Source organism: Streptomyces sp. YIM S03343 (assembly GCF_054729195.1).
In genome coordinates this window covers 739,715-766,653 of record NZ_JBPUKX010000002.1, presented here as the reverse complement: position 1 = coordinate 766,653, position 26,939 = coordinate 739,715, and the positions used below count along the sequence as shown (strand labels likewise).

At 72.5% G+C, this 26,939-nt stretch carries 24 protein-coding genes and 1 pseudogene; 14 read left to right on the top strand and 11 right to left on the bottom strand.

Translation table 11 applies throughout. From position 1 onward, the window contains the following. Window positions 1–215: 215 nt before the first annotated feature. Window positions 216–1,343, bottom strand: a complete 1,128-nt coding sequence (locus ACSYGN_RS39175) for an aminoglycoside phosphotransferase family protein (RefSeq protein WP_460405255.1) — start codon at window positions 1,341–1,343, stop codon at window positions 216–218. A 232-nt stretch (window positions 1,344–1,575) separates the two neighbouring features. Between ACSYGN_RS39175 and ACSYGN_RS39170 the strand changes: the two genes are divergently transcribed. Next, the gene (locus ACSYGN_RS39170) at window positions 1,576–3,069 is read left to right on the top strand and encodes a DNA-binding protein NsdB (RefSeq protein WP_460405253.1); all 1,494 of its coding nucleotides are present in this window, start codon (window positions 1,576–1,578) and stop codon (window positions 3,067–3,069) included. 48 nt (window positions 3,070–3,117) lie between these two features. Here the strand turns inward: ACSYGN_RS39170 and ACSYGN_RS39165 are convergent, their stop codons facing one another. Continuing rightward, a complete protein-coding gene (locus tag ACSYGN_RS39165; RefSeq protein ID WP_460405251.1) occupies window positions 3,118–4,578 on the bottom strand; it encodes a PP2C family protein-serine/threonine phosphatase in 1,461 nt (486 codons plus the stop codon). Window positions 4,579–5,129: 551 nt separating this feature from the next. Here ACSYGN_RS39165 and ACSYGN_RS39160 point away from each other — a divergent pair. Next, on the top strand, window positions 5,130–5,555 hold the full coding sequence (locus tag ACSYGN_RS39160) for an SsgA family sporulation/cell division regulator (RefSeq protein ID WP_460405249.1): 426 nt from the start codon (window positions 5,130–5,132) through the stop codon (window positions 5,553–5,555). 53 nt (window positions 5,556–5,608) lie between these two features. Here ACSYGN_RS39160 and ACSYGN_RS39155 read toward each other — a convergent pair whose 3' ends face one another. The 3 genes from ACSYGN_RS39155 to ACSYGN_RS39145 all read right to left on the bottom strand — a co-directional run bounded on the left by ACSYGN_RS39155 (window position 5,609) and on the right by ACSYGN_RS39145 (window position 9,631). Beyond that, on the bottom strand, window positions 5,609–6,619 hold the full coding sequence (locus tag ACSYGN_RS39155; protein ID WP_460405247.1) for a Gfo/Idh/MocA family protein: 1,011 nt from the start codon (window positions 6,617–6,619) through the stop codon (window positions 5,609–5,611). A 93-nt stretch (window positions 6,620–6,712) separates the two neighbouring features. Continuing rightward, window positions 6,713–7,810 (bottom strand): baeRF3 domain-containing protein, encoded by a 1,098-nt coding sequence (locus tag ACSYGN_RS39150; protein WP_460405245.1) that lies wholly within the window; start codon window positions 7,808–7,810, stop codon window positions 6,713–6,715. Between the two features lie 138 nt (window positions 7,811–7,948). After that, on the bottom strand, window positions 7,949–9,631 hold the full coding sequence (locus ACSYGN_RS39145) for an alpha/beta hydrolase (protein WP_460405243.1): 1,683 nt from the start codon (window positions 9,629–9,631) through the stop codon (window positions 7,949–7,951). 275 nt (window positions 9,632–9,906) lie between these two features. On the opposite strand from ACSYGN_RS39145, the gene ACSYGN_RS39140 reads away from it, so the two are divergent. The 3 genes from ACSYGN_RS39140 (at window position 9,907) to ACSYGN_RS39130 (ending at window position 12,835) form a co-directional block, all read left to right on the top strand. After that, window positions 9,907–10,599 (top strand): chaplin, encoded by a 693-nt coding sequence (locus ACSYGN_RS39140; RefSeq protein ID WP_460405241.1) that lies wholly within the window; start codon window positions 9,907–9,909, stop codon window positions 10,597–10,599. Between the two features lie 510 nt (window positions 10,600–11,109). Then, window positions 11,110–11,964 carry a GNAT family N-acetyltransferase gene (locus tag ACSYGN_RS39135; protein WP_460405239.1) on the top strand — a complete coding sequence of 285 codons (855 nt, stop codon included), beginning with the start codon at window positions 11,110–11,112 and terminating at the stop codon, window positions 11,962–11,964. A gap of 94 nt (window positions 11,965–12,058) precedes the next feature. Then, complete coding sequence (locus tag ACSYGN_RS39130) at window positions 12,059–12,835, top strand: GNAT family N-acetyltransferase (RefSeq protein ID WP_460405237.1); 777 nt, start codon at window positions 12,059–12,061, stop codon at window positions 12,833–12,835. A gap of 610 nt (window positions 12,836–13,445) precedes the next feature. Here ACSYGN_RS39130 and ACSYGN_RS39125 read toward each other — a convergent pair. After that, complete coding sequence (locus tag ACSYGN_RS39125) at window positions 13,446–13,709, bottom strand: GlsB/YeaQ/YmgE family stress response membrane protein (RefSeq protein WP_460405235.1); 264 nt, start codon at window positions 13,707–13,709, stop codon at window positions 13,446–13,448. Between the two features lie 369 nt (window positions 13,710–14,078). Between ACSYGN_RS39125 and ACSYGN_RS39120 the strand changes: the two genes are divergently transcribed. After that, window positions 14,079–15,533: a hydrolase gene (locus tag ACSYGN_RS39120; RefSeq protein ID WP_460405233.1), complete on the top strand. Its 1,455-nt coding sequence runs from the start codon at window positions 14,079–14,081 to the stop codon at window positions 15,531–15,533. Between the two features lie 144 nt (window positions 15,534–15,677). Here the strand turns inward: ACSYGN_RS39120 and ACSYGN_RS39115 are convergent, their stop codons facing one another. Together ACSYGN_RS39115 and ACSYGN_RS39110 are read right to left on the bottom strand one after the other, a co-directional pair. Continuing rightward, entirely contained in the window at window positions 15,678–16,121 is a 444-nt protein-coding gene (locus ACSYGN_RS39115) for an SPW repeat protein (protein ID WP_460405231.1), read from the bottom strand. Window positions 16,122–16,278: 157 nt separating this feature from the next. Next, window positions 16,279–16,572: pseudogene (locus tag ACSYGN_RS39110) on the bottom strand (sigma factor); the annotation flags it as partial. Window positions 16,573–16,724: 152 nt separating this feature from the next. Between ACSYGN_RS39110 and ACSYGN_RS39105 the strand changes: the two are divergent. Then, window positions 16,725–17,783 (top strand): MerR family transcriptional regulator, encoded by a 1,059-nt coding sequence (locus tag ACSYGN_RS39105; RefSeq protein ID WP_460405229.1) that lies wholly within the window; start codon window positions 16,725–16,727, stop codon window positions 17,781–17,783. Window positions 17,784–17,801: 18 nt separating this feature from the next. On the opposite strand, the gene ACSYGN_RS39100 is transcribed toward ACSYGN_RS39105, so the two are convergent. Next, window positions 17,802–19,190 (bottom strand): cryptochrome/photolyase family protein, encoded by a 1,389-nt coding sequence (locus tag ACSYGN_RS39100; protein WP_460405227.1) that lies wholly within the window; start codon window positions 19,188–19,190, stop codon window positions 17,802–17,804. 610 nt (window positions 19,191–19,800) lie between these two features. Here ACSYGN_RS39100 and ACSYGN_RS39095 point away from each other — a divergent pair. The 5 genes from ACSYGN_RS39095 (at window position 19,801) to ACSYGN_RS39075 (ending at window position 23,462) form a co-directional block, all read left to right on the top strand. Continuing rightward, entirely contained in the window at window positions 19,801–20,178 is a 378-nt protein-coding gene (locus ACSYGN_RS39095) for a YciI family protein (protein ID WP_460405225.1), read from the top strand. Between the two features lie 192 nt (window positions 20,179–20,370). Then, entirely contained in the window at window positions 20,371–20,742 is a 372-nt protein-coding gene (locus ACSYGN_RS39090; RefSeq protein ID WP_460405223.1) for a BlaI/MecI/CopY family transcriptional regulator, read from the top strand. After that, window positions 20,739–21,671: a M48 family metalloprotease gene (locus tag ACSYGN_RS39085; protein WP_460405221.1), complete on the top strand. Its 933-nt coding sequence runs from the start codon at window positions 20,739–20,741 to the stop codon at window positions 21,669–21,671. The genes ACSYGN_RS39090 and ACSYGN_RS39085 overlap by 4 nt, the downstream gene beginning before the upstream one ends. 287 nt (window positions 21,672–21,958) lie before the next feature. Continuing rightward, entirely contained in the window at window positions 21,959–22,363 is a 405-nt protein-coding gene (locus ACSYGN_RS39080; RefSeq protein WP_460405220.1) for a VOC family protein, read from the top strand. Window positions 22,364–22,391: 28 nt separating this feature from the next. Then, entirely contained in the window at window positions 22,392–23,462 is a 1,071-nt protein-coding gene (locus tag ACSYGN_RS39075) for an adenosine deaminase (RefSeq protein WP_460405218.1), read from the top strand. On the opposite strand, the gene ACSYGN_RS39070 is transcribed toward ACSYGN_RS39075, so the two are convergent. Continuing rightward, window positions 23,444–23,959: a mycothiol transferase gene (locus ACSYGN_RS39070; RefSeq protein ID WP_460405216.1), complete on the bottom strand. Its 516-nt coding sequence runs from the start codon at window positions 23,957–23,959 to the stop codon at window positions 23,444–23,446. The two genes, ACSYGN_RS39075 and ACSYGN_RS39070, sit on opposite strands and share 19 nt — an antisense overlap. A 102-nt stretch (window positions 23,960–24,061) precedes the next feature. Next, on the bottom strand, window positions 24,062–24,955 hold the full coding sequence (locus ACSYGN_RS39065) for a LysR substrate-binding domain-containing protein (protein ID WP_460405214.1): 894 nt from the start codon (window positions 24,953–24,955) through the stop codon (window positions 24,062–24,064). Window positions 24,956–25,065: 110 nt separating this feature from the next. Between ACSYGN_RS39065 and mgrA the strand changes: the two genes are divergently transcribed. After that, a complete protein-coding gene (mgrA, locus tag ACSYGN_RS39060) occupies window positions 25,066–26,058 on the top strand; it encodes an L-glyceraldehyde 3-phosphate reductase (protein WP_460405212.1) in 993 nt (330 codons plus the stop codon). Between the two features lie 442 nt (window positions 26,059–26,500). Next, window positions 26,501–26,911: a hypothetical protein gene (locus ACSYGN_RS39055; RefSeq protein WP_460405210.1), complete on the top strand. Its 411-nt coding sequence runs from the start codon at window positions 26,501–26,503 to the stop codon at window positions 26,909–26,911. Window positions 26,912–26,939 lie beyond the last annotated feature (28 nt).

Genomic DNA, 26,939 nt, shown 5'->3' with positions numbered 1-26,939 from the left:
GTGGCATACGGCGCTCAGTGCTACCGCGTTGCCGACGGTCCGTCAATGATGCCCAGTGGAAGGGCATTTCCCCTGTCAGGAGGACTCTGGCGAGTTTCCGCACCGCCCGACTCGGTGGGCCGATGGGTTACCCATTCAACTGACCGAGTCGGGCGGGCGGGTGGGAAACACGGGGGTGCAGGGGGCAGCGCCCCCTGCGACTCCGCGCGTCAGCGTCAACGCGTCCCCACCGCCGCCCGCACAGCGCGCCGAGCGAGCTGGCAGTCGTCGTGCAGCCGCCGCAGCAGCAGCCGCTGCTCCTCACCGGCGGGGACCCCGCCCGGCTGCACGGGCGCCGCATCCGTCAGAGACCGCTGCACCGCCGTCTCGTAGGTCCGGATCTCCCGGGTGAGCACCAGCATCAGGTTCACCAGGAACGCGTCCCGCGCCGCGGGCCCGGCGGTCTGCGCGAGCTGGCTGATCTGGCGGCGGGCCACCGGTGCGTCCCCGAGCACCGACCACAGCGTCGCCAGGTCGTACCCGGGCAGATACCACCCCGCGTGCTCCCAGTCCACCAGCACCGGACCGGCCGGTGACAGAAGGATGTTGGACAGCAGGGCGTCACCGTGGCAGAACTGCCCCATGCCCTGGCGGCCGGCCGAGTGCGCGATGCCGTGCAGCAGCTTCTGGAGATCGCCCATGTCCCTGTCGGTGAGCAGACCCAGCTCGTGGTACCGGGCGATCCGTGCCGCGTAGTCCAGCGGAGCGTCGAACGTGCCCGCCGGCGGCCGCCAGCTGTTGAGCCGGCAGATCGCGCTCAGCGCGGCCCTGATGTCGGCGCGCGGCGGCGACTCCACCGGATGGCGCTGGAGGGCGGCGGGCCGCCCCGGCATGCGCTCGATGACAAGTGTGCAGTTGTCCGGATCCGCCGCGATCAGTCTCGGCGCCCGCACCGGTGGGCGGTGCCGGACGAACGCGCGGTATGCGGCTATCTCGTGCCTGATGTGCTCCGCCCAGGCGGGGGAGTGGTCGAGTAAACACTTCGCGACGGCCGTGCTGCGCCCCGTCGTGCCGACCAGGAGCACAGAACGTCCGCTGCGGCGCAGCACCTGCACCGGAGAGAACTCCGGGCAGATCCGGTGCACGGCGGCGATGGCCGTGCGCAACTGCGCGCCCTGAGGGCCGGACAGATCGAGTCTCCCGCTGAGCGGCCCGGTGCCCGGCCCCGGGCCGCGCCGCGTCCGCGCCGCGCCGAGCGCGGGGGCCGCCTGCGGCCGTGCGGGGTCGAGGTAGGGGCCGCTGCCCGCCGGGCGGGGTCGCAGCGGCCGAGGCGGGGCGGACACGGAGGACGATGCTGCGTACATGGGCGGAACAGATCCCTTCGTGTGCCTGCGACGTCAGCGCGCTGCCCGGCCCGGCTCCGGGGAACACCCTGGGGAATGTCCCTCGGCGGCCGGGTCGGGGTGGCGCTTTCCTACCTGACACCGGACGGCCACTGGCACACCATCTGGCGCACCCTGGCGAACCCTGGCGAATAGTCGCCCGGCATGTCTGGCCGGGCTACTGTCAACTCAGCCGAGAACCTGGGGGCTTGACGTGAGCGGACTACCCAACACCCGCCTGGCGGACCTGTTCGGCCTGGCCGGCTGGTCCAAGGGGGAACTCGCGAGGCTGGTCAACAGGCAGGCGGCGGCCATGGGCCATCCGCAGCTGTCGACCGACACCTCCCGGGTCCGGCGGTGGATCGACATGGGAGAGATCCCGCGCGATCCGGTGCCACGGGTGCTGGCGGTTCTGTTCACCGAGCGTCTCGGCCGTGTCGTGACCATCGAGGACCTCGGTCTGGTGCGGCACGGGCGTACGGGGAGACGGCCGTCCGCCGGGAGCGTCGAGCATCCCGACGGAGTGCCGTGGGCGCCCGGACGTACCGCCGCGGTCCTCACCGAATTCACGGGAATGGACCTCATGCTCAACCGACGCGGCTTGGTGGGCGCGGGTGCAGCGCTCGCCGCGGGATCCGCACTCAGCAGCGCCATGCACGACTGGCTGCACTCCGATCCGACTCTCAGGGCCGACGCCCCCGACTTCACCAACCCCCTGCACGCCGACCCCGCGGGGTACGACCGCTACGAGGCCGCCCCCATCGGGTCGCAGGAGATCGACGAACTGGAGCGCTCGGTCGAGGTGTTCCGCGCCTGGGACGCCGCCCGGGGCGGCGGGCTCCAGCGCAAGGCCGTGGTGGGCCAGCTCAACGAGGTGGGCGGCATGCTCGCCTACCGGCACCCCGACCATCTCCAGCGACGCCTGTGGGGCGTCGCCGCCAACCTCGCCGTCCTCGCGGGCTGGATGTCGCACGACGTCGGCCTGGAGCCCACGGCCCAGAAGTACTTCGTCATCGCGGCGCACGCCGCCAAGGAGGGCGGTGACCGGCCCAGGGCCGGGGAGGCGCTGTCCAGGGCGGCCCGCCAGATGGTCCATCTGGGCCGGCCCGACGACGCGCTCGACCTGATGAAGCTCGCCCGGTCCGGCTCGGGCGACGAGGTCCTGCCGCGCACCAGGGCGATGCTCTACACCATCGAGGCCTGGGCACAGGCGTCGATGGGCAAGGGCCAGACGATGCGCCGCACCCTCGGCAGGGCGGAGGACCTCTTCGTCTCCGACAAGGGCGATGTGCCGCCGCCGAGCTGGATGCAGATGTTCAAGGAGGAGGACCTGTACGGCATGCAGGCCCTCGCCTACCGCACCCTGGCCGAGCACGAGCCGGGCGCGGCCGTGCACGCCCAGCACTTCGCGGAGAAGGCCCTCGCGCTGCGCGTCGACGGACGGCAGCGCTCGAAGATCTTCGACTATCTGTCCATGGCCTCCGCCTGCTTCATCGCGGACGACCCCGAACAGGCCGACCGGTACGCGCGTCTGGCGCTGGTGTCGATGGGCTCCAACTCCTCGCACCGCACCTGGGACCGGCTGCGCCAGATGTACCGGCTCACCGCCGAGTACGCCGACTACCCGAGGATCGAGGAACTGCGGGACGAGATCCGCAACGCCCTGCCCAGGGCCAGGGGGAAGGGCGGCGACGGCGCGGCCGTCTAGGCCGTCCGGGAAGCGGGACCACGACCCCGTACCCGGTCCTTCCACGACCTACGACGTCACCCTGGCGACGAGCAGACAGGCGTCGTCCTGACGCTCGGTCTCGCCGAACTCCTCCACGACCGCCCGGACAGCGTCCTGTGCCGTGCGGGCCTCGCCGAAGCGGGGTGCCAGCCCGAGGAGCCGGTGCGCGGCCGTCGTTGCCTCCTCGCTCCCGGTGCCGTACGGGAGGGACGGGTCCCAGTGCCGGGGCGCCAGCCCGTCGGTGTGCAGGAGCAGCAGATCGCCGGGTTCCAGGGTCTCCTCGGCCTGCCCGTACACGGCGCCCGACGTCGCGCCGAGCAGCACGCCCCCGGGTGCCCCGAGCGCACGCCCCGTCCCGTTGCGGAACAGCAGCGGGGCGGGGCGTCCCGCTTGCGCCCACTGCAGGGTGCGGGTCGCGGGCCGGTAGCGGCAGCAGACGGCGCTGCCGAGCGCGGGCTGCACCGTGGCGTCGAGCAACTGGTTGAGCAGCCCCAGGAGTTCGCCGGGCCGGGTGCCGGCCATCGCCATGCCGCGCAGCGCCCCGAGCAGCATCGCCATGCCCGAGGCCGCGGTCACACCGTGCCCGGTGAGGTCGCCGACGCTCAGCAGGGTGTCGCCGTCGGTCAGTTCGAGGGCGTCGTACCAGCCGCCGCCGATCAGCGGGCCTGCGGCCGCGGGCAGATAGTGGGCCGCCAGATCCAGTGCCCTGGGGCCCTGGTGCGGCAGCCTCAGCGCGCCCCGCCACGGCGGCAGCACCGACTCCTGGAGCTCCACGGTGAGCCGGCGCTCGGTCTGGGCGCGCTGCCGGTGCAACTGGAGCGCGTCACGGCTCTCGTGTACCGTCCGCTGGCTGCGCCGCAGTTCGCTGACGTCCCGCAGCACGGCCCACATCGAGGCGGTGCCGCCGTCGGTGTCGAGCACGGGCTCGCCCATCATGTGCACGGTCCGTACGGAGCCGTCGGGCCGGACGACGCGGAACTCCCCGTCGATGCGCTGGGCGTCGACCAGACAGTCGGTGACCATCGTGGTCAGCGCCGGGCGGTCCTCGTCGAGCACCAGGGAGGGCAACTCGTCCAGGGTGAGCGGGGCGGCGGCCGGGTCGCGGCCCAGGATCTCGTAGAGCTCGCCGGACCAGTCGGCCTCGTCCGTCAGGAGATTCCACTCGGCGCTGCCGACCCGGGTGAGCAGGGAGCCCGTCGCGGGGGGAGGGGCCGCGACGGGCCCGGGCTCCTCCGGCACCGGCGGCGGGCCCTCCCGCAGTTGCGCCAGATGCGTGTCGAGGTCGTCGAGCTGGTGCAGGGCGAGTTCGCACAGGGCGCGCTGCCAGCGCTCCTCGGGGTCCCGGGGGTCCGTACCGGCGGCGCGGGCGTCCTGCCGTACGGCGGCCATGTCCGTCCTCAGCCGCCGGGTCTGCGAGATCAGCGAGTCGACCGAGCCGCGCCCCGGCGGCTGGGCGGCTGGGTGGTCCGCAGAGCGAGGGGACGACATGACGTACTCCGATGCGGGGGCGAGCGGCTGGTCGGGACCGAAGGACCGTTACGACTCTCGCACAGCCCGCGACGCCCTGTAAGGGATTTGGCAACACCCGATCCGGTGGTGCTTCTGGCACATGCCACAGTCCTAATGCGACGCTCCGGGCAGGCCGTTGCGTGTACGCGCGGAGCCAGCCAAGTCGTAGACGAAGTACGAGAGATGACGTACCAGGTGCGGACCGAAGGCGTTGGTCATGCGGGCGTTCGACGATCATGTGTTCGGTACGGCGAGGCGGGCGCCGACGGGTCCCGGCCACGGGGGCCTCGGGCCTGTCCGGCGGATCAAGTCGGAGGAAACCGACGGGACCCATAGCCGCCGCGTCTCCCGCATGATCCGCCGGACAGGCCCTGAGTGCCGCCGACTCTGGCAGGAACTGTCCCTTTCATTCGCCGGACGTGATGCAGCTCACAAGATTCGATGGGCTCCGGGCGTAATGCGAACGGCTCCTTCGAGGTCGTAAAGGCATACCGGAAAACCGGCCGCCCTCGCCCGCAGTGGAGACGACCATGGACGACAGCACGGACATCATCCTCGAGCAGCCCACCCACGCCCAGCTCGTCACGCCCGACGAGTGCGAGCTGCCCGTACCGGCGAGCCTGCGCTACACCACCGCGGACCCGCTGGCCGTGCACATCGACTTCCCGCCCGAAGTGGCCCTGGACGGCGAGCCCGTCACCTGGACCTTCGCCCGCACCCTGCTGGAGGCCGGTGTCGACGGCCCGGCCGGCGGCGGTGACGTGCACATCTGGCCGTGCGGCCGGGCGCGCACCGTCATCGAGTTCCACTCGCCCTTCGGCCTCGCCCTGCTCCAGTTCGACACCGACGCGCTGCGCCGCTTCCTGCTGCGGTCGTACGCGGTGGTGCCGTCCGGGCAGGAGGACGTCGGCGCCGAGATAGAGCGCGGGCTGAGCGCGCTGTTCGGCAGCGTGTGACGCCCCCGGCGCCGGGCCTCGGCGGCCGTTTTCTCAGTACAGTCCGGGACGCGTCAGTACAGTCCGGGACGCGGGGCGAGTGCGACCGTCTGCCGCCCGCCGTTCTCCAGCGACCGCACGCCGGCCTCCGCCACGGCCGAGGCCGCGTAGCCGTCCCACGCGGAGGGCCCGGTGACCCTGCCCCGCCGGGTGGCGTCGACCCATGCCTGCACCTCACGGTCGTAGGCGTCGGCGAACCGCACCAGATAGTCCATTGCCACCGCCTCGACCGCCGAACCGCCGGAGGTGACGAGCACGGTGTGCCCCTCTCCGATCCGCGCGCTGCCCGTCTCGCACACCGCCTCGCACCGCACCTGGTAGCCGAAGCCGCAGTTGACGAAGACCTCGACGTCCACCAGGGCGCCCCGCTCGCTCTCGAAGAGCACGAACTGCGGGTCGAGCAGGCCCTCCGGAGCGCCCGCGGCGGACCGGGGCCGCATCGCGGTCACCGCCGTCAGCTCCTCGCCGAGCAGCCAGCGCGCCACGTCGATCTCGTGCGACACCGAGCTGTCGATCAGCATGGCGCTGGTGAACCCGGGCGGCGAGGACACATTGCGGTGCACACAGTGCAGCATCAGCGGGCGGCCGAGCCGGCCGCTGTCCAGCAGCGCCTTGAGAGCGCCGTACTCGGCGTCGTAGCGGCGCATGAACCCGATCTGCGCCAGCCGCCGCCCGAGCCGCGCCTCCGCCTCCACCACCCGCAGCGCCCCCGCCGCGTCCGGCACCATCGGCTTCTCGCACAGCACCGGCAGCCCCCGCGCGAACGCGGCGAGCAGCGCCTCCTCGTGCGCGGGGCCCGGAGAGGCGATCAGCACCGCCTCGACACCCGGGGCGTCCAGCGCGGCCTCGGCCTCCGTATGCACGGTGATCCCGTCGATCCCGGCCACGGCCTCCCTCGCCCGGTCGCCGTCGGGATCGGCCACCGCGGCCACCCGCGCCCCGCTCACCGAGTGCGCCAGCCGCCGCACATGATCGGCCCCCATATGACCCGCGCCCAGCACCGCAACACCCAGCAGCTCACCCACGTACGCACTCCCTCGTCACGCCCGTCCCCGCCGTAGCGTAGAACGCAGAGAGCCTCATCGCGCACGGCCTCGTGCGAGGTGAGTGACGCGGGGTCAGTAGCGCAGCACGCCCGCGATGCCGGCCGAGTCGCCGAGGGCGCCGTCCGGCAGGAAGCGGACCACGGCACCGGTCTCCAGGCACTGCTCGACGATCTCGTCCACGATGTCCTCCCGGGCGTCGAGATCGCCGCTCTCCGCCGGGATCAGATGGTCGCCGGCGTCGTCGCGCACCGTGATCCGGTAGTTCTCCTCCACGACGAGCAGCCGCACTCGGCCCTCCCGGGCACTGCGCCACACCTCGTCCACTCCGGCAGCGAACGCCCGCCGCCCGCGTGCCGCGTCGAGTTCCCCGGCCACGTCGTCGGCGCTCCTGCGGGCCTCCGCCTCGACCACCGGGTGCACCGCCTGCCACACCGCGTCGGGCGTGCCGTGCGCGAGACCGCCGTGCCGGACGCGCACCGCGCCCGGAGCCACCCCGCCGACCTCGTCCAGCAGCGACAGCGCCGCCTCCTCACCGGTGATGTACAGCGGGCGCGGGGCCTCGCGCAGGAGCTTGGCCATCGCGATGCCGGCCTCACGCAGGAAGCTGCGGGTCCGCTCGTCACGGAAGGCGCTCGGGGTGTCGCCGATGCGCTCCAGGCGCTCGGGGTCGAAGTTCTCGACCGGTCTGATCAGCGGGAACCCGGCGGTGCTCTCCTCGGTGACGCGGTCGGCGCCGCCGTTCCACAGCGTGACACGATCGGGGGAGACCGACAGCACCCAGAACGGCCGCTCGGCGGCCTGCGCGGAGACCAGATTGCGGGTGAGGAACGTGTCCGAGAGCACCACCCGCTCCGGAACGGTGCGGGCCAGCGACCACACCTGGTGCTCACCGGGCGCGGCGAAGATCACCAGACCGTCCTCGGCGTGGGCGAGGTCCACCTCGGTCAGGGCGCGGTCGAGCTGCCGGGACACATCGGCCCGCCGCTCACGGCTGACGGCGGGATCCGCCTCCAGCTGCTTCTTGGCCTCGGCCACCACATTGCGCAGCCGGACCGGGTCCTGGGCGTTGTCCGGCTCGCGGCGGTGCGTCGGCGTCAGCACCGACACAGCGGGGTAGGGGCGCGGGCGCCGGAGCTCTGCGAGAGTCGTCGGACTGAGTGCGTGCTCCATATCAGCACGATAGGGCGGATTCGCGTATCGGGCATTTGGGGTACGGCGCCGCTGTGCGCGGTGGTGCCACACGGTGGTGACACACGGTGGTGGCGCGCGGTGGTGACACGCGGTGGCGCCAGGGGCACGGCGCGCGGGTCAGCCCTCCTCGGGCAGACAGATGCTGCCGGAGGGCGGGAGCGAGCCGTTGCGGAGGAAGTCGTCCACCTTGCGGTGCACACACTGCGAGGAGCTGTAACCGGTGTGTCCCTCGCCCCTGTTGTCGAGCACCACCGCCGACCGGCCGAGCCGCCGCGCCGTCTCCACGGTCCAGCGGTACGGCGTCGCCGGATCGCCCCGGGTGCCCACCAGCAGCATCCGGGGCGTGTCCAGGTCCTTGACCCGGGTACGGATGAACTCGGTGCCCTTCGGACGCCCGTAGCACATCAGCACCTGGGTCAGCCGGTACCGGCCGAACACCGGTGAGGCGTGTTCGTACACGGCGCGCAGCCGGGCCAGGTCGTGGATGATCCGCCCGGCGGAGGGCCGGTCGGGGTCGTCGGCGCAGTCGATCGCGGTCAGAGCGGCGGGGAGGTTGTCGAAGGGGACGCTCTCCGGTTCGGACCGTCCGGGGGCCGCCGTGCCGGGGTCTGCGAGACCGGTGGCGAGACCGGTGGCGGGACCGGTGGCGAGAGCGGTGGCGAGAGCGGTGGCGGGTACGGGTCCGGGTGTGCTGCCCCGCTCCGGGGGCGGGGGTGTGCCGACGCCGCCCGTCGCCAGCGATTCGAGGCCGCTCGGGTCGCCCTGGTTGAGCAGGTGGGACAGGGCGCGCTCCAGCGCCGGCCACAACTGGCGGCTGTAGAGCGCCTGTCCTACGGCGACCACCATGTCCTGGCCGGTGAATTGCTGCCCGAGGGGCGTCGGCACCGGATCCTCGTCGAGCGAACGAACCAGCCGTACGACACGGCTGCCGGCCTCGCGCCGGTTCCGGCCGAGCGGGCAGGCGATGTCCGTCATGCACCAGTTCAGGAAGCCGTCCAGTGCCCGCTGCTGTCCCTCGGCGCCCACGACGCCCTGCTCGGACAGCGGTTCGACGAGTGTGTCCACGCCGTCGAGCGCCAACCGGCCGACCTGGTGCGGGAACCGGGCGGCGTAGACCGCGCCGAGCCGTGTTCCGTAGGAGAAGCCGAGGTAGTTGAGCTTCCGGTCACCGAGTGCCGCGCGCAGTACGTCGAGGTCCTGCGCCGTGTCGAGGGTGCCGATGTGGGCGAGCACGGGCCCGGAGTGCTCGGCGCACTCGGCTGCAGCCTTCTGCAGCTCCCTGAGCGCGGAGCGCGGGTTGCCGCCCGAGGAAGGCGTTCCGCTGAGCTGGGGCAGCGTTCCGGCGCCGCCGCAGCCGACGGGGGAGGAACGGCCCACACCCCGGGGATCGAAGGAGACCACGTCGTGGCCCTTGGTCAGGTCCGTGAACTCTCCTCCCGCGGAGGCGAGTTCGCCCACGCCCGGCACTCCGGGACCGCCGAAGTTCAGCACCACCGAGCCGCTTCTCCTGCCTGTCGCCCGGTAGCGGGCGAGCGCGAGGGTGAGGGTGCCGGCGGCGGGGTGCGCGTAGTCGACGGGGACGGTGAGCCTGCCGCACTCGAGGCCGAGGGGCATCAACGGGCCGTCGCAGACCGACCACTTGATCTTCTGGTCGTAGAAGCGCGACAGTTTCCCGGTGTCCCGGCCGACGGTGCTGGTACCGGTCGTGGCGGGCGGCCCGGCCGCCAGCACGGCCAGCACCGCGGCCGACGCACAGGCGCAGCGCCGGGCCGCGAGCCGCTTCGACGTCGTAGGCAGCATGAATGCCTCCAGGGACACCACGCGGCGGACCGGGGAACGGCGTCCCCGCCCACGATAAGCGCGGCGCGGAGGGCACGCCTGCGGAGGCGTGCGGAACGACGCGAGGCCATGGATCACACAAGGGGATCGTGTGAAGAACGGCCGATTGTGACGATGATGCGCCGGATGTGCTCGATGGGGTGAAAGAGAGCCAAGCCAGAACCCATCCGTGCCCGGGAGCGTTCTTTCCGGTGCGAGCGACTGCTCGCGACCAAGTCTGGAAGGCAGGGAACCGTATGAGACGGGTTACCCGAACCGGGGTGATCGGCGTCGCCGTCTCCGGCGCGATGGCCGTCACGATGCCGGTGTACGCCGACTCCCTCGCGGAGGGCGCCGCGACCAACTCGCCGGGGGTGGGCTCCGGCAACACGGTGCAGATCCCGGTACACATCCCGGTGAACGTGTGCGGCAACACGGTGAACGCCGTCGGGCTGCTCAACCCGGCGATGGGCAACCGCTGCGCCAACGTGAGCGGGGGCGCGCAGGGGACGGACGCCGGGGCGTCGAACTCCGGGGGCGCCGCGGCGAGCGGCGTCGCCCACGACTCGCCCGGGGTGGTCTCGGGGAACGCGGTGCAGGTGCCGGTCGACCTCCCGGCCAATGTGACCGGCAATTCGGTGAACGGGGCCGGTATCGGCAACCCGTCGTTCGGCAACACGTCGGTCAATGTGTCGGGCCACCCGGTGCACCCGGTCCACCCGGTGCATCCGTCGCGGCCGAGTCACCCGACTCGCCCCGATCACCCGACGCGGCCCGCGCCGAAGCCGCACACGCCACCGGCGGCCGTCCCGCAGGCACCGCCGAGCACCTCGTCCTCCCTCGCGGAGACGGGAGCGGACCAGACCCTGCCGCTCACGGCCGGCGCCGCGGCGCTGATCCTCGGCGGCACGGTCCTGTACCGGCGCTGCCGCCCGATGGCGAAACGCTGACCCACGCCGTCGGCCGCCCGGCAGCACCGCGGCACAGCGTGGCCCCGCCGAGTCCGTGCCCGGCGGGGCCACGGCGCTGACCCCCGCCCTACCGACGACGGTCGGCCACCGGGCCCGCGCACCCGGCGGGCCGGCCTCGCGGGGCGGGTGTTCTGCGGGCCAGTGGCTTCACGGTCGGTCGCCGGGGAGAGACACCTGGTGGCCGACCGGCGGCGACGTGTCCGTCCGCGGGACGCCCGTCGGCCACGCTGCCCTGCAGACGGCTTGATCCGCTGTGGCGCACGGGGCTGGAGTCGGCAAGGATGCTGCGGGTCCCGGACGGTCGGTGTTCAGACGCCGCACGTCTGCGGACAAGCTGAACGGCCGGGGTACGACACGTCACACCTCTTCGCAGGAACAGACCACCAGGAACAGACCACCAGGAACAGACCACCCCGGGCGCCGCGCATTTCCCTCCGGGCCCGACGGAGCCCGCGTATCGAGCCCGCCCCGAACCGATGGAGTGCACCGATGATCTCGCCGCCCCCCGAAGAGCTCGTCGTCACCCGGGCCGAGCCCGGTGACTGGCCGGTGATCAGCGGATGGGCTGCGGACGAGGGCTGGAACCCCGGAATCTCCGACGGGCCCGCCTTCTTCGCCCAGGATCCCGACGGCTTCTTCCTCGGCCGGATCGGCGGTGAGCCCGTCTCCGCGATCTCCGTCGTCACCTACGGCACTGACTACGCCTTCCTCGGCTGCTACCTGGTCCGCCCCGATCTGCGCGGCCGCGGTTACGGCCTGACCACCTGGAAGACCGCCCTGGCCCACGCGGGCACCCGCACGGTCGGCCTGGACGGAGTCGTCGCCCAGCAGGACAACTACCGCCGCTCCGGCTTCGAACTCGCCCACCGCACCGCCCGGTTCACCGGAACCGCGCCCACCGCCGAGATCCCGCCGGACGTCCGCGCCGTGGTCCCCGGCGACCTGACGGACCTCACGGCGTACGACGGCGGCTGCACCGCGGCCGACCGCCCGCGCTTCCTGGCCAACTGGCTCACAGGCCCCGGACACCACGCGTTCGTCAGGCGCACCGGCGACCGTGTCACCGGCTACGGAGTGATCCGCCCCGGCCACGACTGCCCCCGTATCGGACCGCTGTTCGCCGACACGCCCGACGACGCCCGTGCCCTGTTCACGGCCCTTGTCGCCGCGTTCCCCGGCACCCCGGTCGCCATCGACGTACCGGAACCCAACGAGGCGGCCGTCGCCCTGGTCGAAGAAGCCGGTTTCACCCCGTCCTTCGAGACGGCCCGGATGTACACAGGCCCGGTCCGCCCGCACGCGCAGGGGCGGGTCTTCGGCATCACCACGCTCGAACTGGGCTGACCGGCGCGGCCGTTCACCTATCCGTCGGCCGTTGTTCGCCGTACGGTGCCGTAATCCCGTTGTCCTGCCCGCACCCAGATGCTGGAGTGTGCACATGGATCACGCCACCTTGCTCGCCCTCCACGACCGCGACCTGCGCGAAGGCGCCCGCCCGGACGGGCCGGGCGCCCGGATCGAGCGGACCGGCGGTGTGATCCGCCAGGTCGCCGGCACCCTCGGCTGGAACGGAATCGTATGGTCCGCGCTGGACGAGAACAGCGCCGACGCCGCGATCGCGGAGCAGATCGCGTACTTCACCGGTCTCGGCCTCGGCTTCGAATGGAAGCTGTACGGCCATGACCTGCCCGTCGACCTCGGAAAGCGGCTCGTGGCGGCCGGGTTCACGCCGGAGCCCGAAGAGACCCTGATGATCGGCGAGGCAGCCCCGCTCGCCCGCGACACCGAACTGCCCGAAGGCATCAGGCTCCGGCCGGTCACCGATGCCGAGGGCATCGATCTCGTCGTGGCCGTGCACGAGCAGGCGTTCGGCAGGGACGGCACCCGGCTGCGGCACCGGATGCTCGAACGGCTCGCCTCCGACCCCGACACCGTGATGGCCGTTGTGGCGCTCGCCGGGGATGAGCCGGTGAGCGCGGCCCGTATGGAACTGGTGCCCGGCACCCGGTTCGCCGGGCTCTGGGGCGGGGGCACCGTGGAGAGCTGGCGCGGCCGGGGCATCTACCGCTCCCTCGTCGCCCACCGCGCCCGCGCCGCCGTGGACCGCGGCTACCGCTATCTCCAGGTCGACGCCTCGCACCAGAGCCGTCCGGTGCTGGAGCGCCTCGGCTTCGTATCGCTGACCACGACGACGCCGTACATCCACACGCCCTGAGCGCCTGTCGGCCGGCGCCCGCAACCCGGCATTGCATCTGCACAGTTGTGTGAACACGGGCCGAACGGGCCGTGAAGGGAGCCCGGTTGGCCCACGCGGGCCGGAGCGCCCGGTGGGAAGTTGGCACTGTGCGGCGCAAGTCGCCCACCGGGGGATCCGCCTCCCGTGGCGCCCGACTCTCCCGTTCGGAGCGCACGGTCGAGGCGACAGGCCCGCCGATAGCCGAGGGGAGCCGCATCGGCGGGCCTGAAACCCTCATGCCGTCAGGCTCTGTGACGATGTGACAGACACCCCATCGGCTCAATTTCATCCAACCAGCTCAATCTCCTCAATCTCCTCAATGGGCATGCCCGCGCGCGGAGTCGGCCCAGCCCCCGGGCTCGGGCCCGGCACGGGCGCACGGGTGAGGGGCGGCGGGCCCTGGACGCGACCCCGCCCCGTGCACCAGGTGACACAACTCCGGTGACGCGACTCCGCATCCGAGACGCCCGACACCCCCGACACGCCCGACCCGTTCGCCGTTCCGACGGCCTCGCCGGACCCCACGCGCCCGCCGTACGCCGCGTACAGCACGGTATCCCCGACGCGCCGGGGACCCGTGCCCCCCGCCTCAGCGCCGCACCCTCGACCGGTCCAGCGCGGTCACGCCCACCGCCGCGAGGCCGATCTGGATCAGCCACTCGATCCAGTCCACGCCCTTGGTGTCCGCGACGCCGAGGCCGGCCGCGATCGCCGAGCCGAGCAGCGCGGCCACGATGCCGACGAGGATCGTCCACAGGACGCCGATGTGCTGACGCCCCGGCACCACGAGCCGACCCAGCACACCGATGATGATGCCGATGAAAATGGCACTGATGATGCCTGAGATCTCCATCTCCGCCCCTCTTCCTCCGAAGCCCCCCGCACCAGTTCATCTGCCCGTTCACGGCGGAGGCACTCCGTACCGGACCGGGTGCCCGCGCGCGGCGCACGTACTCCGCCCGGCCCGACCGCCGTCCGCGTACCCGTCCGCGCACCGCCGTCCGGTGGCCGTCCGTCGGCCGCCCGGCGCCTCGCGCCGGTTCGCCCGCCGCGAAGGCCCCGGCCGTAACTCCTTGGCGCGATGTTCTGTTCACCACCCTGTCATGCCATGTACCTTTCAAAATGTTCAACGCGTTTAGAACTCTGGGTCCCGCTCTACGCGCGCAGAATCGGCGCCCCCACCGCCGTCACCCCACCCCCATCACCCCGGAGGTTTCGCCGGATGCCCGGTTCCAGAAGGTCCCGACGCAGACTGACCACCGCCCTCGCCGGACTCGGACTCCTCGTCACCGGGGCCGCGTTGCAGGCCACCACCGGTGCTGCACCCGCTCACGCGGCGACCACGCATCGCATCCTGTTCGACAACGCGCACGCCGAGACGGCCGGCAACGCGGACTGGATCATCTCCACCAGCCAGCCCGACCCGCTCGGCCAGAACTCCTCCCCGTCCGCCGAGACGGACTGGACCGGCGCCATCTCCTCCTGGGGCGTGGCCCTCCAGAAGACCGGCAGCTACAGCCTGAAGACGCTCCCCTCGGGCTCCAGCCTCAGCTACGGCGGGTCCACGACCACTGACCTGTCGAACTTCGACACGCTGGTCCTGCCCGAGCCCAACACGCTGTTCACGACCGCCGAGAAGACGGCGATCATGAACTTCGTGAAGAACGGCGGCGGGCTGTTCATGATCTCCGACCACACGGGCGCCGACCGCAACAACGACGGCTACGACGCGGTCGAGATCTTCAACGACCTGATGACGAACAACAGCGTCGACTCGACCGACCCGTTCGGCTTCTCCGTCGACTCGCTGAACATCAGCTCCGGCTACCCGGCCGCCATCAGCGACAGCACCGACCCGGTCCTGAACGGCTCCTTCGGCACTGTCACCAAGAGCCTCATCGCCAACGGCACCACAGCCACCCTCAAGCCCTCCGACAACTCCGCGGTCAAGGGCCTGCTCTACCGCTCCGGTTACTCCGGCAACACCGGCGCGTTCTTCGCGACCAGCACCTTCGGCAGCGGCCGCGTCGCCTTCTGGGGCGACAGCTCGCCCATCGACGACGGCACCGGCCAGTCCGGCAACACCCTCTACGACGGCTGGAACGACTCCGGCGCCGCCAACGCCGCCCTCGCCCTCAACGCCACGGCCTGGCTGGCCGGTGACGGCAGCAGCAGCGGAGGCGGCGGCGGTGGCTCCGGCACCTGCACGGCCGCCCAGCTCCTCGGCAACAACGGCTTCGAGTCGGGCAGCACCACCTGGAGCGCCAGTAGCGGTGTCATCACCAACTCCAGCAGCGAGTCGGCCCGTACCGGCTCGTACTACGCCTGGCTCGACGGCTACGGCACGGCCACCACGGACACCCTCTCCCAGGCGGTGACCATTCCGTCCGGCTGCACCACCGCCGCCCTGAGCTTCTACCTCCACGTCGACACGGCGGAGACGACCACCAGCACCGCCTACGACACGCTGAAGGTCCAGGTCCTCGACAGCTCCGGCACCGTCCTGAGCACCCTGGCGACCTACTCCAACCTCAACGCCGCCAGCGGCTACACCCAGCGCAGCTTCAGCCTCGCGAGCTACGCCGGGCAGACCGTCACCCTGAAGTTCACCGGCACCGAGGGCTCCACCCTCCAGACGTCGTTCGTCATCGACGACACCGCCCTGAACGTCAGCTGAGACTCCGCCGACACGAGCGGCCGGTCCGCGGACTGCGGACCGGCCGCTCCATTCTTTTCTTCCCTTCTACCTTTCTTCCCTTTCTCGTCCTTTGTCGCTCTGTCGTGCTGTCGTGCTGTCCTTGTGTCGCGCTCGCTCCGCCCGCTACGGCGTCGTCGATGTTCTGCGTGCCGAGGTGGCGGCGCAGATCAGCCCGAGGAGTATGGCGAGAGCGCCGATGATGATGTTGTTCACCGCCACACCGGCGTCCGGGCTGCTGCCCACGACCCAGGGCGCGATGATCATCCACACGCCCACTGCGGACATGGCCCAGCTGAGCCCGTACATCCGGGCCGGGTCGCGGGTGAACCCGAGAGCAAGCAGGCAGATGGCGATGCCCACGACCAGGTTGTGCGTCACCAGCGGGGGCTGGCTCGTCGTGTAGTGGAGTATCCACGGGGACACCGCGCAGTACAGGCCGAGCAGGAACACCGGCCCGTCCACCAGCGGCACGTCCCGACCACCACCGAGCACACGGGCGTAGCGCGCCCGCATCTCGGTGACATCAGGGTGACTCGTCATGTCACCACGGTGTGAGACATCGGCCATGAGTGGTCTCCTTCGACTTGCTGGACCGACCGTGTCGGGTGCGGTGTAGGACCATCGCCGCGCATACTCAATATGCTCTTATTTATCCCTTATGTGTAGAGGTCGGGCCCGGTCATGCCCGCGACTACTGTGCGTGTGCAGTGATCCCGGGCCGGGGGCCGACGATCCACCCGGCGACCGGGCCGCGATCGGGCCGGTAGCCGCGGCGTCCACCCCATACACCGAGGAACACCTGTTGGGTGATGTCTTCGGCCTCTCCCGCGTCCCCGACCGAGCGCCGTGCCAGGGTGTGCACCAGACCCGCCCAGCGCTGGTACACGGCGGTGAGACATGCGTCGTCGCCCGCGACCAGCCCGCGCGCCAGGTCCTCGTCCGCGAGCGGCTCAGGCACCGGGCGGTACGGCTGCGGCGTTGCGGCCCGGGCGGGCAGGGCGGTGGGGTGCGGGCTCATGACGACGGCGCTCCTGGTCGCGGCGGCGATGCGGGACGGGCCCGGACCGCCCGGGCTCGTTCACGCGGTCATCGTGGGAGGGCGGAGGGAGCGGGCTCAAGTTGCATCGATTCTGCGTCGTATGCCGCCGCGGGACCGTAAAGTCAAGGCTCATGAGCGAGTCCGCAACGCCGCGGGAACCGCAGCCGGCACCGTCGCAGGAACCACGGCAGGAACCGCCGGAGCAGCAACCGGAGCGGTCGCAGGAGCAGCCCGAGGCGGGCCTGACCACCGGCGCCCTGTCCCGCAGGCTCGGCGTGTCCCCCACCACCGTCCGCTCCTGGGACCGCCGCTACGGCATCGGCCCCGCCGAGCGCGCCGACGGACGGCACCGCCGCTGGACTCCGCGTGACATCGCCGTACTGGACACGATGTGCCGCCTCACCTCGGCCGGGTTGCCGCCCGCCGAGGCGGCCCGGCTCGCGAGGGCCGGGGACGGCATGCCCCCCGTAGCGCCGCCGTCCGTGCGTTCCCGGTCGGCCGGGCCGCTGCCGCTCGGCGAGGTGCGCCAGGAGTGCCGGGGGCTGGCCCGCGCCGCCGTACGACTCGACGCCCCCGCCGTCGAGGACCGGCTGGCGGCCGCGGTGGAGGAGTACGGCGTGGCCGGCGCCTGGCAGGAGGTGATGGCGCCGACGCTGCACGCGGTGGGACGCAAATGGGCGTCCTCCGGGGACCGTTACGTCGAGGTCGAGCATCTGCTGTCCTGGCATGTCGCCACGGCCCTGCGCCGCCGCACCCGTCCCGCGGCGGCGCAGGGCGGACCCGCGACGGCACCCGGCGGACCCGCCATGGCCCCCGTGGTGCTGGCCTGCGCGTCCGGGGAGCAGCACACCCTGCCCCTGGAGGCGCTCAACGCCTGCCTGACCGAACTGCGGCTGCCCACCCGGATGTTCGGGGCGGCCGTACCCGCCGAGGCACTGACCGCGGCGGTGCTGCGGCTCGGGCCCGCCGCCGTGGTCCTGTGGTCCCAGGCCCGTTCTACGGCGAGCCCCGCGTCGGCCCGTCGGCTGGCCGGCATCCGGTGGGGCGTACGGGGTGCCCGCACCCGCCCGCTGGTGCTGCTCGGCGGCCCCGGCTGGGCCGGGACCCGGCTCCCCGGAACGACACGTCCCGGCAGCCTGAGCGACGCGCTCGACGTCCTCGCCGACGCGTACGGCATGGCACGGTCCTGACGTACGTCCGCCGATCGTTCACCCGCGTTCGCGTGCCCTCCTGAACCGGGCCAGCCCCTCGGCGAGGCCGACGACCGGGTCCGGGTAGTCCACGGCGGCCCGGTCCGGCCCCCGCAGCTTCCACGGCTCGTGCACCGCCGGTGCCGCCAGATGACCCAGCTCGGGCACCCAGCGCCGGACGTAGCCGCCGTCGGGGTCGTAGCGCCGGGCCTGGGTGACGGGGTTGAGGACCCGGTTGGGCCGGGTGTCCGTGCCGGTGCCCGCCATCCACTGCCAGTTGAGCTGGTTCTCGGCGACGTCCCCGTCGACCAGCAGGTCCAGGAAGTGCCGGGCGCCGACGCGCCAGTCGACGTAGAGAGTCTTGGTGAGGAGACTCGCCGTCAGCAGCCGTCCGCGGTTGTGCATCCAGCCCTCGTGCCGCAGCTGCCGCATCGCCGCGTCGACGACCGGATAGCCGGTACGGCCCTCCCGCCAGGCCTCGATGTCGGCGCGGGCGGTGCGCTCGGTGCGCCAGCGGTCGTGCTTGGTGCGGTAGTCGGCGCGGGCCGCGTCCGGCCGTGCCGCGAGCACCTGGCGGTGGAAGTCCCGCCAGGCGAGCTGCCGTACGTAGGCCTCGGCACCCGGACCGCCCGCCCGCCGGGCCCGGTGGACCAGCTCGACGGGGGAGAGGGTGCCGAAGTGGAGATGCGGGGAGAGCCGGGAGGTGGCGTCACCGGCGAGGTCGTCGTGCCGTTCCTCGTAGCGGGCGATGCCTCCGCGCAGCCAGGCCGTCCAGCGCTTGCGCCCCTGGACCTCCCCGCCCCGCGCCAGCCTCTCCGACACGCCGGTGATCCCGTCCCGGGAGGGCAGCTCCTCGGAGCCAACGCCGTCCGGGACGCGGACGGCGCGGGGCGCGGCGAGGGCGTCGCGCAGCGGCTGCCGCGACCACTGGCGGAAGTACGGCGTGAACACCGAGAAGTGGTCCGAGGCGGACGGTGTCACCACCCCCGGCGGCACGGCCGACGTCACGGTGTCATGGACGTGCAGCCGCCGCCCGCCGGCCTCCAGGGCCCGGCGCAGCCGTGCCTCCCGGCGCCGGGCGTAGCCGCTGACCTCGGCGGCCATGTGCACCTCGTCGGCGTCGGTCTCGGCAGCCACCTTGCACACCTCGTCGACGACGTCCCCCGACCGCACCACCAGCCGCCCGCCGCGCTCACGCAGCCCGGCGTCCAGCTCGCGCAGACAGTCCGCGAGGAACGCCAGCCGGTTCGGCGCCGCGAACCCCGCATCCAGCACCCCCCGGTCCCGCACGAACAGCGGCACCACCTGCCGCCCGCCCTCCAGCGCGGCCCGCAGCGGCGGATGGTCGTGCAGCCGCAGATCGGCGGTGAACAGGACGACCGAGACATCGGCGTTCAAGGCATTCATGGCGGGCTCCGGGAGGGACGGACGGGACCGAAACAGACGGAAGGGACGGGACCGGGGCGGGACCTGGCAGGACGGGACGGGACGGGAAGGGAAGGGAAGGGACCGGACGGTGAAGTGCTTCCGGTCCCGGGTGCCCCGCGGATGCGGAGGTCAGCGAGCGGGCGCGGAATTCGTCCGCGCGGGTGACGGCGGTGCGGGCGACTCCGGTCGGCCGACGGGCACGGCGCAGCCGTCGGCGGGCAGACGGCATGTACGAGCTGTGACCGGCCCGTCGCGGGCGGCGGCCCGCACCCGGGAGCTGATCGCAGGAGGCGGACGTCGGTAAGGGCGCGAAGGTGTTGCAGCGGTTCCCCGCCGGTTCCTGGTGGTGGTCCCGGCGGGTCCGCGACGAGGAGCGACCGCGGCCGGTTGCGTCCCGGCGTGCGCGGTGGGTGGGTCGTGCGGTGCCATGGTCGGGGCGGGACCGTCCGGGTCCGCGACGAGGAGCGACCGCGGCCGGTTGCGTCCCGGCGTGCGCGGTGGGTGGGTCGTGCGGTGCCATGGTCGGGGCGGGACCGTCCGGGTCCGCCCGCACCCCGACCGGCCCCGTACGGGCCGACTGGAGCACGCCATGCCGTACTTCCTGCTCAGTGTCGCCCAGCCCACCGGCGGACAGCCGCCCGCCCCCGCGGAACTCGACGCGATCATGCGTGACATCCAGGCGTTCAACCAGGACCTGCGGGACGCCGGCGCCTTCGTCTTCGCGGGCGGCCTGGACGGTCCGGGCACCGCCACCGTGCTGCGCCCGGCAAGCCCCGGCAGCCCCGGCAGCCCCGGCGGCGAGGTGACCGCGACGGACGGGCCCTTCGCCGAGCCCGGTGACGAGTACCTCGCCGGACTGTCCCTGATCCGCGCCGACGACCGTGCCGAGGCCCTGCGCTGGGCGCGGAAGGCCGCCCTCGCCACGACCCTCCCCGTCGAGGTACGGCAGTTCGTGCACGTGGACTGACGCCGGGGCCGAGCAGAGAGGCGGCGGCGGCCGGGGCGCACCGGGCGCGAGCGGCGATAATGGCTGCGGGTGCCACCGTACGGGGGTGCCCGGCCGGCCGCCGGAAGGGCGCGGCGGGCCGCACCGAACCGGTAGACGGTAGACGGTAGACGGTAGCCGGTAGACGAGGACGGACGGGGCGAGGAGCGTTCCATGGCCGACGCGAAGGACGAGCGCCGCCCGGCCGGCGAGCTGGAGGCCGGTGTCATGGCCGCCCTGTGGGCCGCGGGCGTGCCGCAGACCCCCGGCCAGGTCCAGCGCAGCCTCGGCTCGGGCCTGGCCCGCACCACGGTGACCACGATCCTGACCCGGCTGTACGAGAAGGGCATCGTCGACCGGCGCCGCCAGGGCCGCGGTTACGCCTACCGTCCCGTCCAGGACGCACAGGGCCTCACCGCGCTGCGGATGCACACCGAACTGGACCGCGACACCGACCGGGAGACGGTGCTCGCCCGCTTCGTCGCCCAGCTCAGCGCCGACGACGAGCGCATCCTGCGCGATCTGCTCGACCCGGGGCGGCGATGACCCTCCTGCTGCTCCTGCTGCCGCTCGCGCTGCCGTTCGCCGTTCCGCCGCTGGCCCGGCGGGCGGTGGAACGGCTGGCGCCCGTCACCGCGCTGTGGCTGCTCGCCGGTGGAGCGGTCGTGCTCGCGGGTTCCTCGCTCGCTGCGCTGGGCGCGTTCGTGCTGGTCGGGCTGCTGAAACTGCCCTTCTTCGCCGCGCTCGGCGAACTGATCCACCCGCTGCGCACCGTGTCCGACACCTTCGTGGTGCCGGCCGCCGCGATGTCCGTCGGCGCGCTCGCCATGTGCGGGTGGGCGCTCGCGCGCTCGGTGCTGCGGCAGACGCGTGCCTTCCGTGTCGCCCGCACCGAGGCCGGGCGTCGGCCCGCTGCGGGTGATCTGTGCGTCGTCGATTCGGCCCGCCCGGACGCGTACGCCCTGCCGGGGCGGCCGCACCGGATCGTCGTCACCACCGGCATGCTGCGCAGCCTCTCCGCCGCCGAGCGGGAGGCGCTGTTCGCCCATGAGCGGGCGCACAATGCCGGTGGCCATCACTACTTCCTCGCTGCCGCCGAGCTTGCCGCCCTCTGCCATCCCGCGCTGCGTCCTGTCCGTGCGGCGGTTCGGCTCGCGGTCGAGCGTGCCGCCGATGAGGCCGCCGCCCGTGTTGTGGGGGACCGGCAGCTGACCGCCCGTGCGATTGCGCGGGCTGCGCTTGCGGGGCACGAGGCTGCTGGGCGGGCGCGGGCCGGGTTTGTCGCTGCGGCGACGGCCGGGCCTGTGCCGCGGCGTGTCAGCGCGCTGCTGGCCGCTCCGCGGGTGTCGGGGTGGGCCGTTTCCTGGATCGCCGTGCTGCTTGTGGCGTGCGTGGGGCTGTCCTTTGCCGCCTCCGCGACCGGGATGGTCGACGTGCATCATCGGGTCGAGGTCGCGCAGGGGGAGGCCGGCTAGAGCCGGTTGGGTCGCCCCCGCCGCCCCTTCCCTTTCCCGTCCCTGGGGGCTGTGCCCCCAGACCCCCCTTGTCGGCCCTTCGGGCCTCGTCCTCAAACGCCGGACGGGCTGATTCCTGCCCCTCCGGCGTTTGAGGAGCGGGGGTGCGGGGGCGGAGCCCCCGGGTCGGGAACGGGAAGGGGCGGCGGGGGCGAAACCCTCCCCACCGGAACGGACTGGCGCGCGTCACGTTTTACGTATAACCTCACCCGTCAATCACCCCCGTGGAAAGGCCGCACCGAGTCGCCATGAGACGTATCGCCCTGGTCACCCTCGTCGTCGACGACTACGACGAGGCGATCCGCTTCTACACCGAAGCCCTCGGGTTCAGAGTCGTCGAGGATGCTCCGAGACCCGACGGATCGCGTTGGGTCGTCGTCGAACCGGGCGGCCCGGCCGACGGTTGCGGCACCGGGCTGCTCCTCGCCCGTGCCAAGGACTCCGCACAGCGCGCCCGGATCGGCGACCAGACCGGTGGGCGCGTCGGGTTCTTCCTGCACACCGACGACTTCGCCCGTGACCACGCCCGGATGACCGCGGCGGGCGTGACCTTCCTGGAGGAGCCGCGCCACGAGCCGTACGGCGTCGTCGCCGTTCTCCAGGACCTGTACGGCAACCGCTGGGACCTGCTCCAGCCCGCCGACCAGCAGTAACCCCGGCCTCCGACCCAGAAAGCCCGCCATGCCCCAGTCCTCTATAGACACCGACACCCTCCGCCGGCTGCCCAAGGCCGTGCTGCACGACCACCTCGACGGCGGACTGCGTCCCGCCACGCTGGTGGAGCTCGCGGCCGAGGCGGGTCACCGGCTGCCCACCACCGACCCCGCCGAGCTGGCCGCCTGGTACTTCGAGGCCGCGAACTCCGGTGATCTGGTGCGCTACATCGCCACCTTCGAGCACACCCTCGCCGTCATGCAGACCCGTGAGGGCCTGCTGCGCACCGCCGAGGAGTACGTGCTCGACCTCGCCGCCGACGGCGTGGTCTACGGCGAGGTCCGCTACGCGCCCGAGCTGATGCTGGCGGGCGGACTGACCCTGCCCGAGGTCGTGGAGGCCGTACAGGAGGGCCTCGCCGCCGGGATGGCCAGGGCCGCCGCCGCGGGCACCCCGGTGCGGGTCGGCACGCTGCTGTGCGGGATGCGGATGTTCGACCGCGTGCGGGAGGCCGCCGACCTCGCCGTCGCCTTCCGGGACGCGGGGGTCGTCGGCTTCGACATCGCCGGTGCCGAGGACGGCTTCCCGGCCACCGACCACCTCGCCGCCTTCGAGCATCTGCGCCGCGAGAGCGTGCCGTTCACCATCCACGCGGGCGAGGCGTACGGCCTGCCCAGCATCCACCAGGCCGTACAGGTGTGCGGCGCCCAGCGGATCGGGCACGGGGTGCGGATCACCGAGGACATCGTCGACGGCAAGCTCGGCCGGCTGGCGAGCTGGGTGCGCGACCGCCGTATCGCCCTGGAGGTGTGCCCCACCTCCAACCTCCAGACGGGCGCCGCCGTTTCGATCGCCGAGCACCCCGTCACGATGCTCAAGGACCTGGACTTCCGGGTCACCGTGAACACCGACAACCGGCTGGTGTCCGGCACCACGATGACCCGGGAGATGGCCCTGCTCGTGGAGCAGGCGGGCTGGACGGCCGAGGACCTGCGCACGGTCACGGTCAACGCGCTGAAGAGCGCGTTCATACCGTTCGACGAGCGCAAGGCCCTCATCGAGGACGTCGTTCTGCCGGGCTACGCGGCCGTGCTCTGAACCAGCCCCTTGGCATAGGCGGCCTGTCCGATGTGCTGGAGATCGTCGGACAGGACGCTGACCAGCCGCACGCCCAGCGTGACCGGCGGGTCCCACCGCTCGTCCACGACCCGCTCCAGGTCCTTCGCGGTGAGATCGCGCAGGGCCTGGAGCGTCTGCTCGTGGACCGCGTCGTAGTACCCGGTCAGCAACTCGCCGGAGTCGACGCGCACCTTCCCGACCTGCGCGGAGGTGTGCCCGTACCCGGTGGCACGGGCGGGCAGGCCGAGCCCGAAGTTCTTCTCCCAGCCCTGGGTGAGCCACACCTGGTCGAGGCCGAAGGCGTCGGCGATGTGGTCGTCCTGGACCCGGGTGAGATGCCAGACGAGCCACGCGATGGAATTGGCACCGGGGGTCGGGCGGGCGGCGAGGGCATCGGCCGCGAGACCGTCGACGGTGGCATGGACTTCTTCCCTGACACGGCCGAAGCCGTCGATGAGGATCTCCTTCACATGCATGGGTCCACCTTCGCCCATCGGCGTCCCCGCTGTCGTCCGCAATACGGCGTCCAGCAGGCCGAACTGCGTAACCGCCCCGGTCAGCAGGGGGGGTGCCGCCCCTCAGCAGGGGTGTGCCGCCTCCCCGCTCTCCAGCAGCGCCATCAGGGCCCGGGCCGCCGGGCTGGTGGCCTCCGGGGGCGGCAGCAGGGCCGCCGTGCCGTACACGTCCTCGCCGGTGCCCTTGACCGGGAGCGCGGTCAGCGAGGGCCGCTTGTGCCGGAAGTGCGCGGGCACCACGGCGACGCCCAGGTTCTCGCCGACCAGGTCGAGCAGGCTGTGCACGTCGTTGACCTCCAGGGCGACCGTGCGCCGTACCCCGCACGCGGCGAACGCGGCGTCGGTGGCGCGGCGCGGGCCCCAGTCCGGGTGGAAGTCGACGAACATCTCACCGGCCAGCTCCTCCGGCCTCACCGCGACGGCCCCGGCCAGCGGATGGCTCGGATGGCACAGCACGGTCATCGGCTCGGCGGCCAGCGCCACCGTGCGCAGCGGATCGGTGCCGTCCTCGGTGCGGTAGGCGAACGCCAGGTCGAGGCGCCCGGCCGCGACCTCCTCCACGAGCGCCCCCGTGCCGGTCTGCCGCAGCCGGATCTCCACATCGGGATGGTGTCGCCGGAACGCGGCGAGCAGCCCCGCCACATGCACCCCGGCGATGCACTGCTCGGTGCCCAGCGCGAGAGTGCCGCGCAGTACCCCCTGCACCGCCGCCACTGCCTCGTGCGCCGCCCTGACCTGGGCCAGGATCCGCTCCGCCTCGGCGAGCAGGGCGCGTCCGGCCTCGGTGAGCGTCACCCGCCGGGTGGTCCGCACGAACAGCGGGGCGCGCAGCTCCCGCTCCAGCGCCCGCACCGACGCCGACAGGCCGGACTGCGACACCATCAGCCGCTCCGCCGCCCGGGTGAAGTGCTGGTCCTCGGCGACCGCGACGAAATGCCGGAGGTGGCGCAGTTCCATGACTGAGAAGCCTATCCGCTGAATTCCATCGGATTCTCCTGTTGGACCGCTGGGGCGCGCCTGGGGAAGAGTGGAACCGGTAGATCGTGTGCCAACCCCCTGGAGTCGCGTTGTACACCGCACACCCCGACCGTTACGCGGACATGCCTTACCGGCGCACCGGACGCAGCGGACTGAAGCTCCCCGCGCTGTCGCTCGGACTGTGGCACAACTTCGGCCCCGACCGCCCGGTCGAGACCCAGCGCGCCATTCTGCGCCGCGCTTTCGACCTCGGCGTCACGCACTTCGACCTGGCCAACAACTACGGCCCGCCGCCCGGTGCCGCCGAGTCCGCGTTCGGCGAGGCCCTCAAGGCGGACTTCGCGTCCTACCGCGACGAACTGGTGATCTCCACCAAGGCGGGCTACCTCATGTGGCCCGGCCCGTACGGCGAATGGGGCTCGCGCAAGTACGTGCTGTCGTCGCTGGACCAGAGCCTGAAGCGGATGGGCCTGGACTACGTCGACATCTTCTACTCACACCGCCCCGACCCGGAGACTCCGCTGGAGGAGACGATGGGCGCCCTGCACTCGGCGGTGCAGCAGGGCAAGGCGCTCTACGTGGGCATCTCCAACTACTCGGCGGAGCAGACCCGGGAGGCCGCCCGTATCCTCGCCGAGCTGGGCACCCCGCTGCTCATCCACCAGCCGCGCTACTCCATGCTCGACCGGCGCCCGGAGGACCAGGGCGTGCTGGACGCGCTGGACGAACTCCAGGTCGGCTCCATCGTGTTCTCCCCGCTGGAGCAGGGCCTGCTGACCTCCCGCTACCTCGACGGCATCCCGGAGGACTCGCGGGCGGCGAGCGACAGCCCCTTCCTTAACTCGGACGCGGTCACCGAGGAACTGGTCGGCAAGCTGCGCGCGCTCGACGACATCGCCAAGTCCCGCGGCCAGAGCCTGGCCCAGCTCGCGCTCGCCTGGGTGCTGCGCGGCGGCCGGGTCACCTCCGCCCTGGTGGGCGCGAGCAGCCCGCGGCAGATCGAGGACAGCGTCGCCGCGACCCGCAACCTTGACTTCGACGCCGAGGAACTGGCGCAGATCGACGCGATCGTGGCGCCGTAGCGGATCGACATGATCGTGGCGCCGTAGCGGTCCCACGGACCCCCCACGGGCGGGGGCGCCTCCCGGTAGATTGGGAGGCGCCCCCTTTTCGCGCCCCCGCGTGCGCCGTGGCGCTCTTCCGGCGCGTGAGCCGCCCGACAACATGGGCTGTGCATTCCGGCCAAGAACGGCCACGAATATGCCAGGAGACTGGCCGGAATGGTGTGGTGACAGTGGTTCAGAAGTGAACATACTCGACTGCTAGGGGCAGACGTCGCCGGGCGGACGGGAAGCTGACGACAGGCCCTGGGACGGGTCCGCGGCATGGCCGGCGGGACAGCCCCGGGGACGCCGTCGAGCACGTCGTCCGGGACGAACGGGCCCCCACCCGGGACATTCCGAGCCGCACGGAGAGCGAGGGCAACCCACACCGGCTGACGCGCTTGGCAGCGGGGGAGTGATCGTGCACGACGAGTTCCTGTGTCATGTCACCGCGTACGGCGTCTGCGACGGCATGCGCATCGGCGTACCGCTCGGCACCTACCGGGCGCCCACCCTGGCCCTGGCCCTGTGGTGGCTGCGCGACCGCGCCCTGTGGATCGCCGACCGGCTCGACCCGCAGCCCGACCGCCCCCAGTACCCGCCCAGCGCGCTCATCCCGGTCGGCCCGTCGGTGCCCGATGTGCCGGAGGCCCTGCGCGGCTGGTGCGGCGACGACGTACGGCAGGAACTGGTCGCCGAGGAACTGGCCGCCGGGCGCCTTGTGCGGGTCGCGGCGGCCGACGAAACCACCGAGTACGAACTGCTCGCCGAGTCCGTGGACGCGCTGCGCATGCAGCGCACCATCCCCGCGCTGGTCCTCCCTGTCGCCTGAGTCGCCTCGCTCACTTCCCTTGGTGCGG

Bases quoted from the DNA above. Each gene is read 5' to 3' on its own strand.
- ACSYGN_RS39125 (WP_460405235.1), bottom strand. From the start codon at position 13,709: ATGGAGATCTCAGGCATCATCAGTGCCATTTTCATCGGCATCATCATC.
- ACSYGN_RS39160 (WP_460405249.1), top strand. From the start codon at position 5,130: ATGGACGACAGCACGGACATCATCCTCGAGCAGCCCACCCACGCCCAG.
- ACSYGN_RS39105 (WP_460405229.1), top strand. From the start codon at position 16,725: ATGAGCGAGTCCGCAACGCCGCGGGAACCGCAGCCGGCACCGTCGCAG.
- ACSYGN_RS39085 (WP_460405221.1), top strand. From the start codon at position 20,739: ATGACCCTCCTGCTGCTCCTGCTGCCGCTCGCGCTGCCGTTCGCCGTT.
- ACSYGN_RS39065 (WP_460405214.1), bottom strand. From the start codon at position 24,955: ATGGAACTGCGCCACCTCCGGCATTTCGTCGCGGTCGCCGAGGACCAG.
- ACSYGN_RS39080 (WP_460405220.1), top strand. From the start codon at position 21,959: ATGAGACGTATCGCCCTGGTCACCCTCGTCGTCGACGACTACGACGAG.
- ACSYGN_RS39090 (WP_460405223.1), top strand. From the start codon at position 20,371: ATGGCCGACGCGAAGGACGAGCGCCGCCCGGCCGGCGAGCTGGAGGCC.
- ACSYGN_RS39100 (WP_460405227.1), bottom strand. From the start codon at position 19,190: ATGAATGCCTTGAACGCCGATGTCTCGGTCGTCCTGTTCACCGCCGAT.
- ACSYGN_RS39095 (WP_460405225.1), top strand. From the start codon at position 19,801: ATGCCGTACTTCCTGCTCAGTGTCGCCCAGCCCACCGGCGGACAGCCG.
- ACSYGN_RS39120 (WP_460405233.1), top strand. From the start codon at position 14,079: ATGCCCGGTTCCAGAAGGTCCCGACGCAGACTGACCACCGCCCTCGCC.
- ACSYGN_RS39175 (WP_460405255.1), bottom strand. From the start codon at position 1,343: ATGTACGCAGCATCGTCCTCCGTGTCCGCCCCGCCTCGGCCGCTGCGA.
- ACSYGN_RS39165 (WP_460405251.1), bottom strand. From the start codon at position 4,578: ATGTCGTCCCCTCGCTCTGCGGACCACCCAGCCGCCCAGCCGCCGGGG.
- ACSYGN_RS39150 (WP_460405245.1), bottom strand. From the start codon at position 7,810: ATGGAGCACGCACTCAGTCCGACGACTCTCGCAGAGCTCCGGCGCCCG.
- ACSYGN_RS39075 (WP_460405218.1), top strand. From the start codon at position 22,392: ATGCCCCAGTCCTCTATAGACACCGACACCCTCCGCCGGCTGCCCAAG.
- ACSYGN_RS39140 (WP_460405241.1), top strand. From the start codon at position 9,907: ATGAGACGGGTTACCCGAACCGGGGTGATCGGCGTCGCCGTCTCCGGC.
- ACSYGN_RS39070 (WP_460405216.1), bottom strand. From the start codon at position 23,959: ATGCATGTGAAGGAGATCCTCATCGACGGCTTCGGCCGTGTCAGGGAA.
- ACSYGN_RS39115 (WP_460405231.1), bottom strand. From the start codon at position 16,121: ATGGCCGATGTCTCACACCGTGGTGACATGACGAGTCACCCTGATGTC.
- ACSYGN_RS39130 (WP_460405237.1), top strand. From the start codon at position 12,059: ATGGATCACGCCACCTTGCTCGCCCTCCACGACCGCGACCTGCGCGAA.
- ACSYGN_RS39135 (WP_460405239.1), top strand. From the start codon at position 11,110: ATGATCTCGCCGCCCCCCGAAGAGCTCGTCGTCACCCGGGCCGAGCCC.
- ACSYGN_RS39145 (WP_460405243.1), bottom strand. From the start codon at position 9,631: ATGCTGCCTACGACGTCGAAGCGGCTCGCGGCCCGGCGCTGCGCCTGT.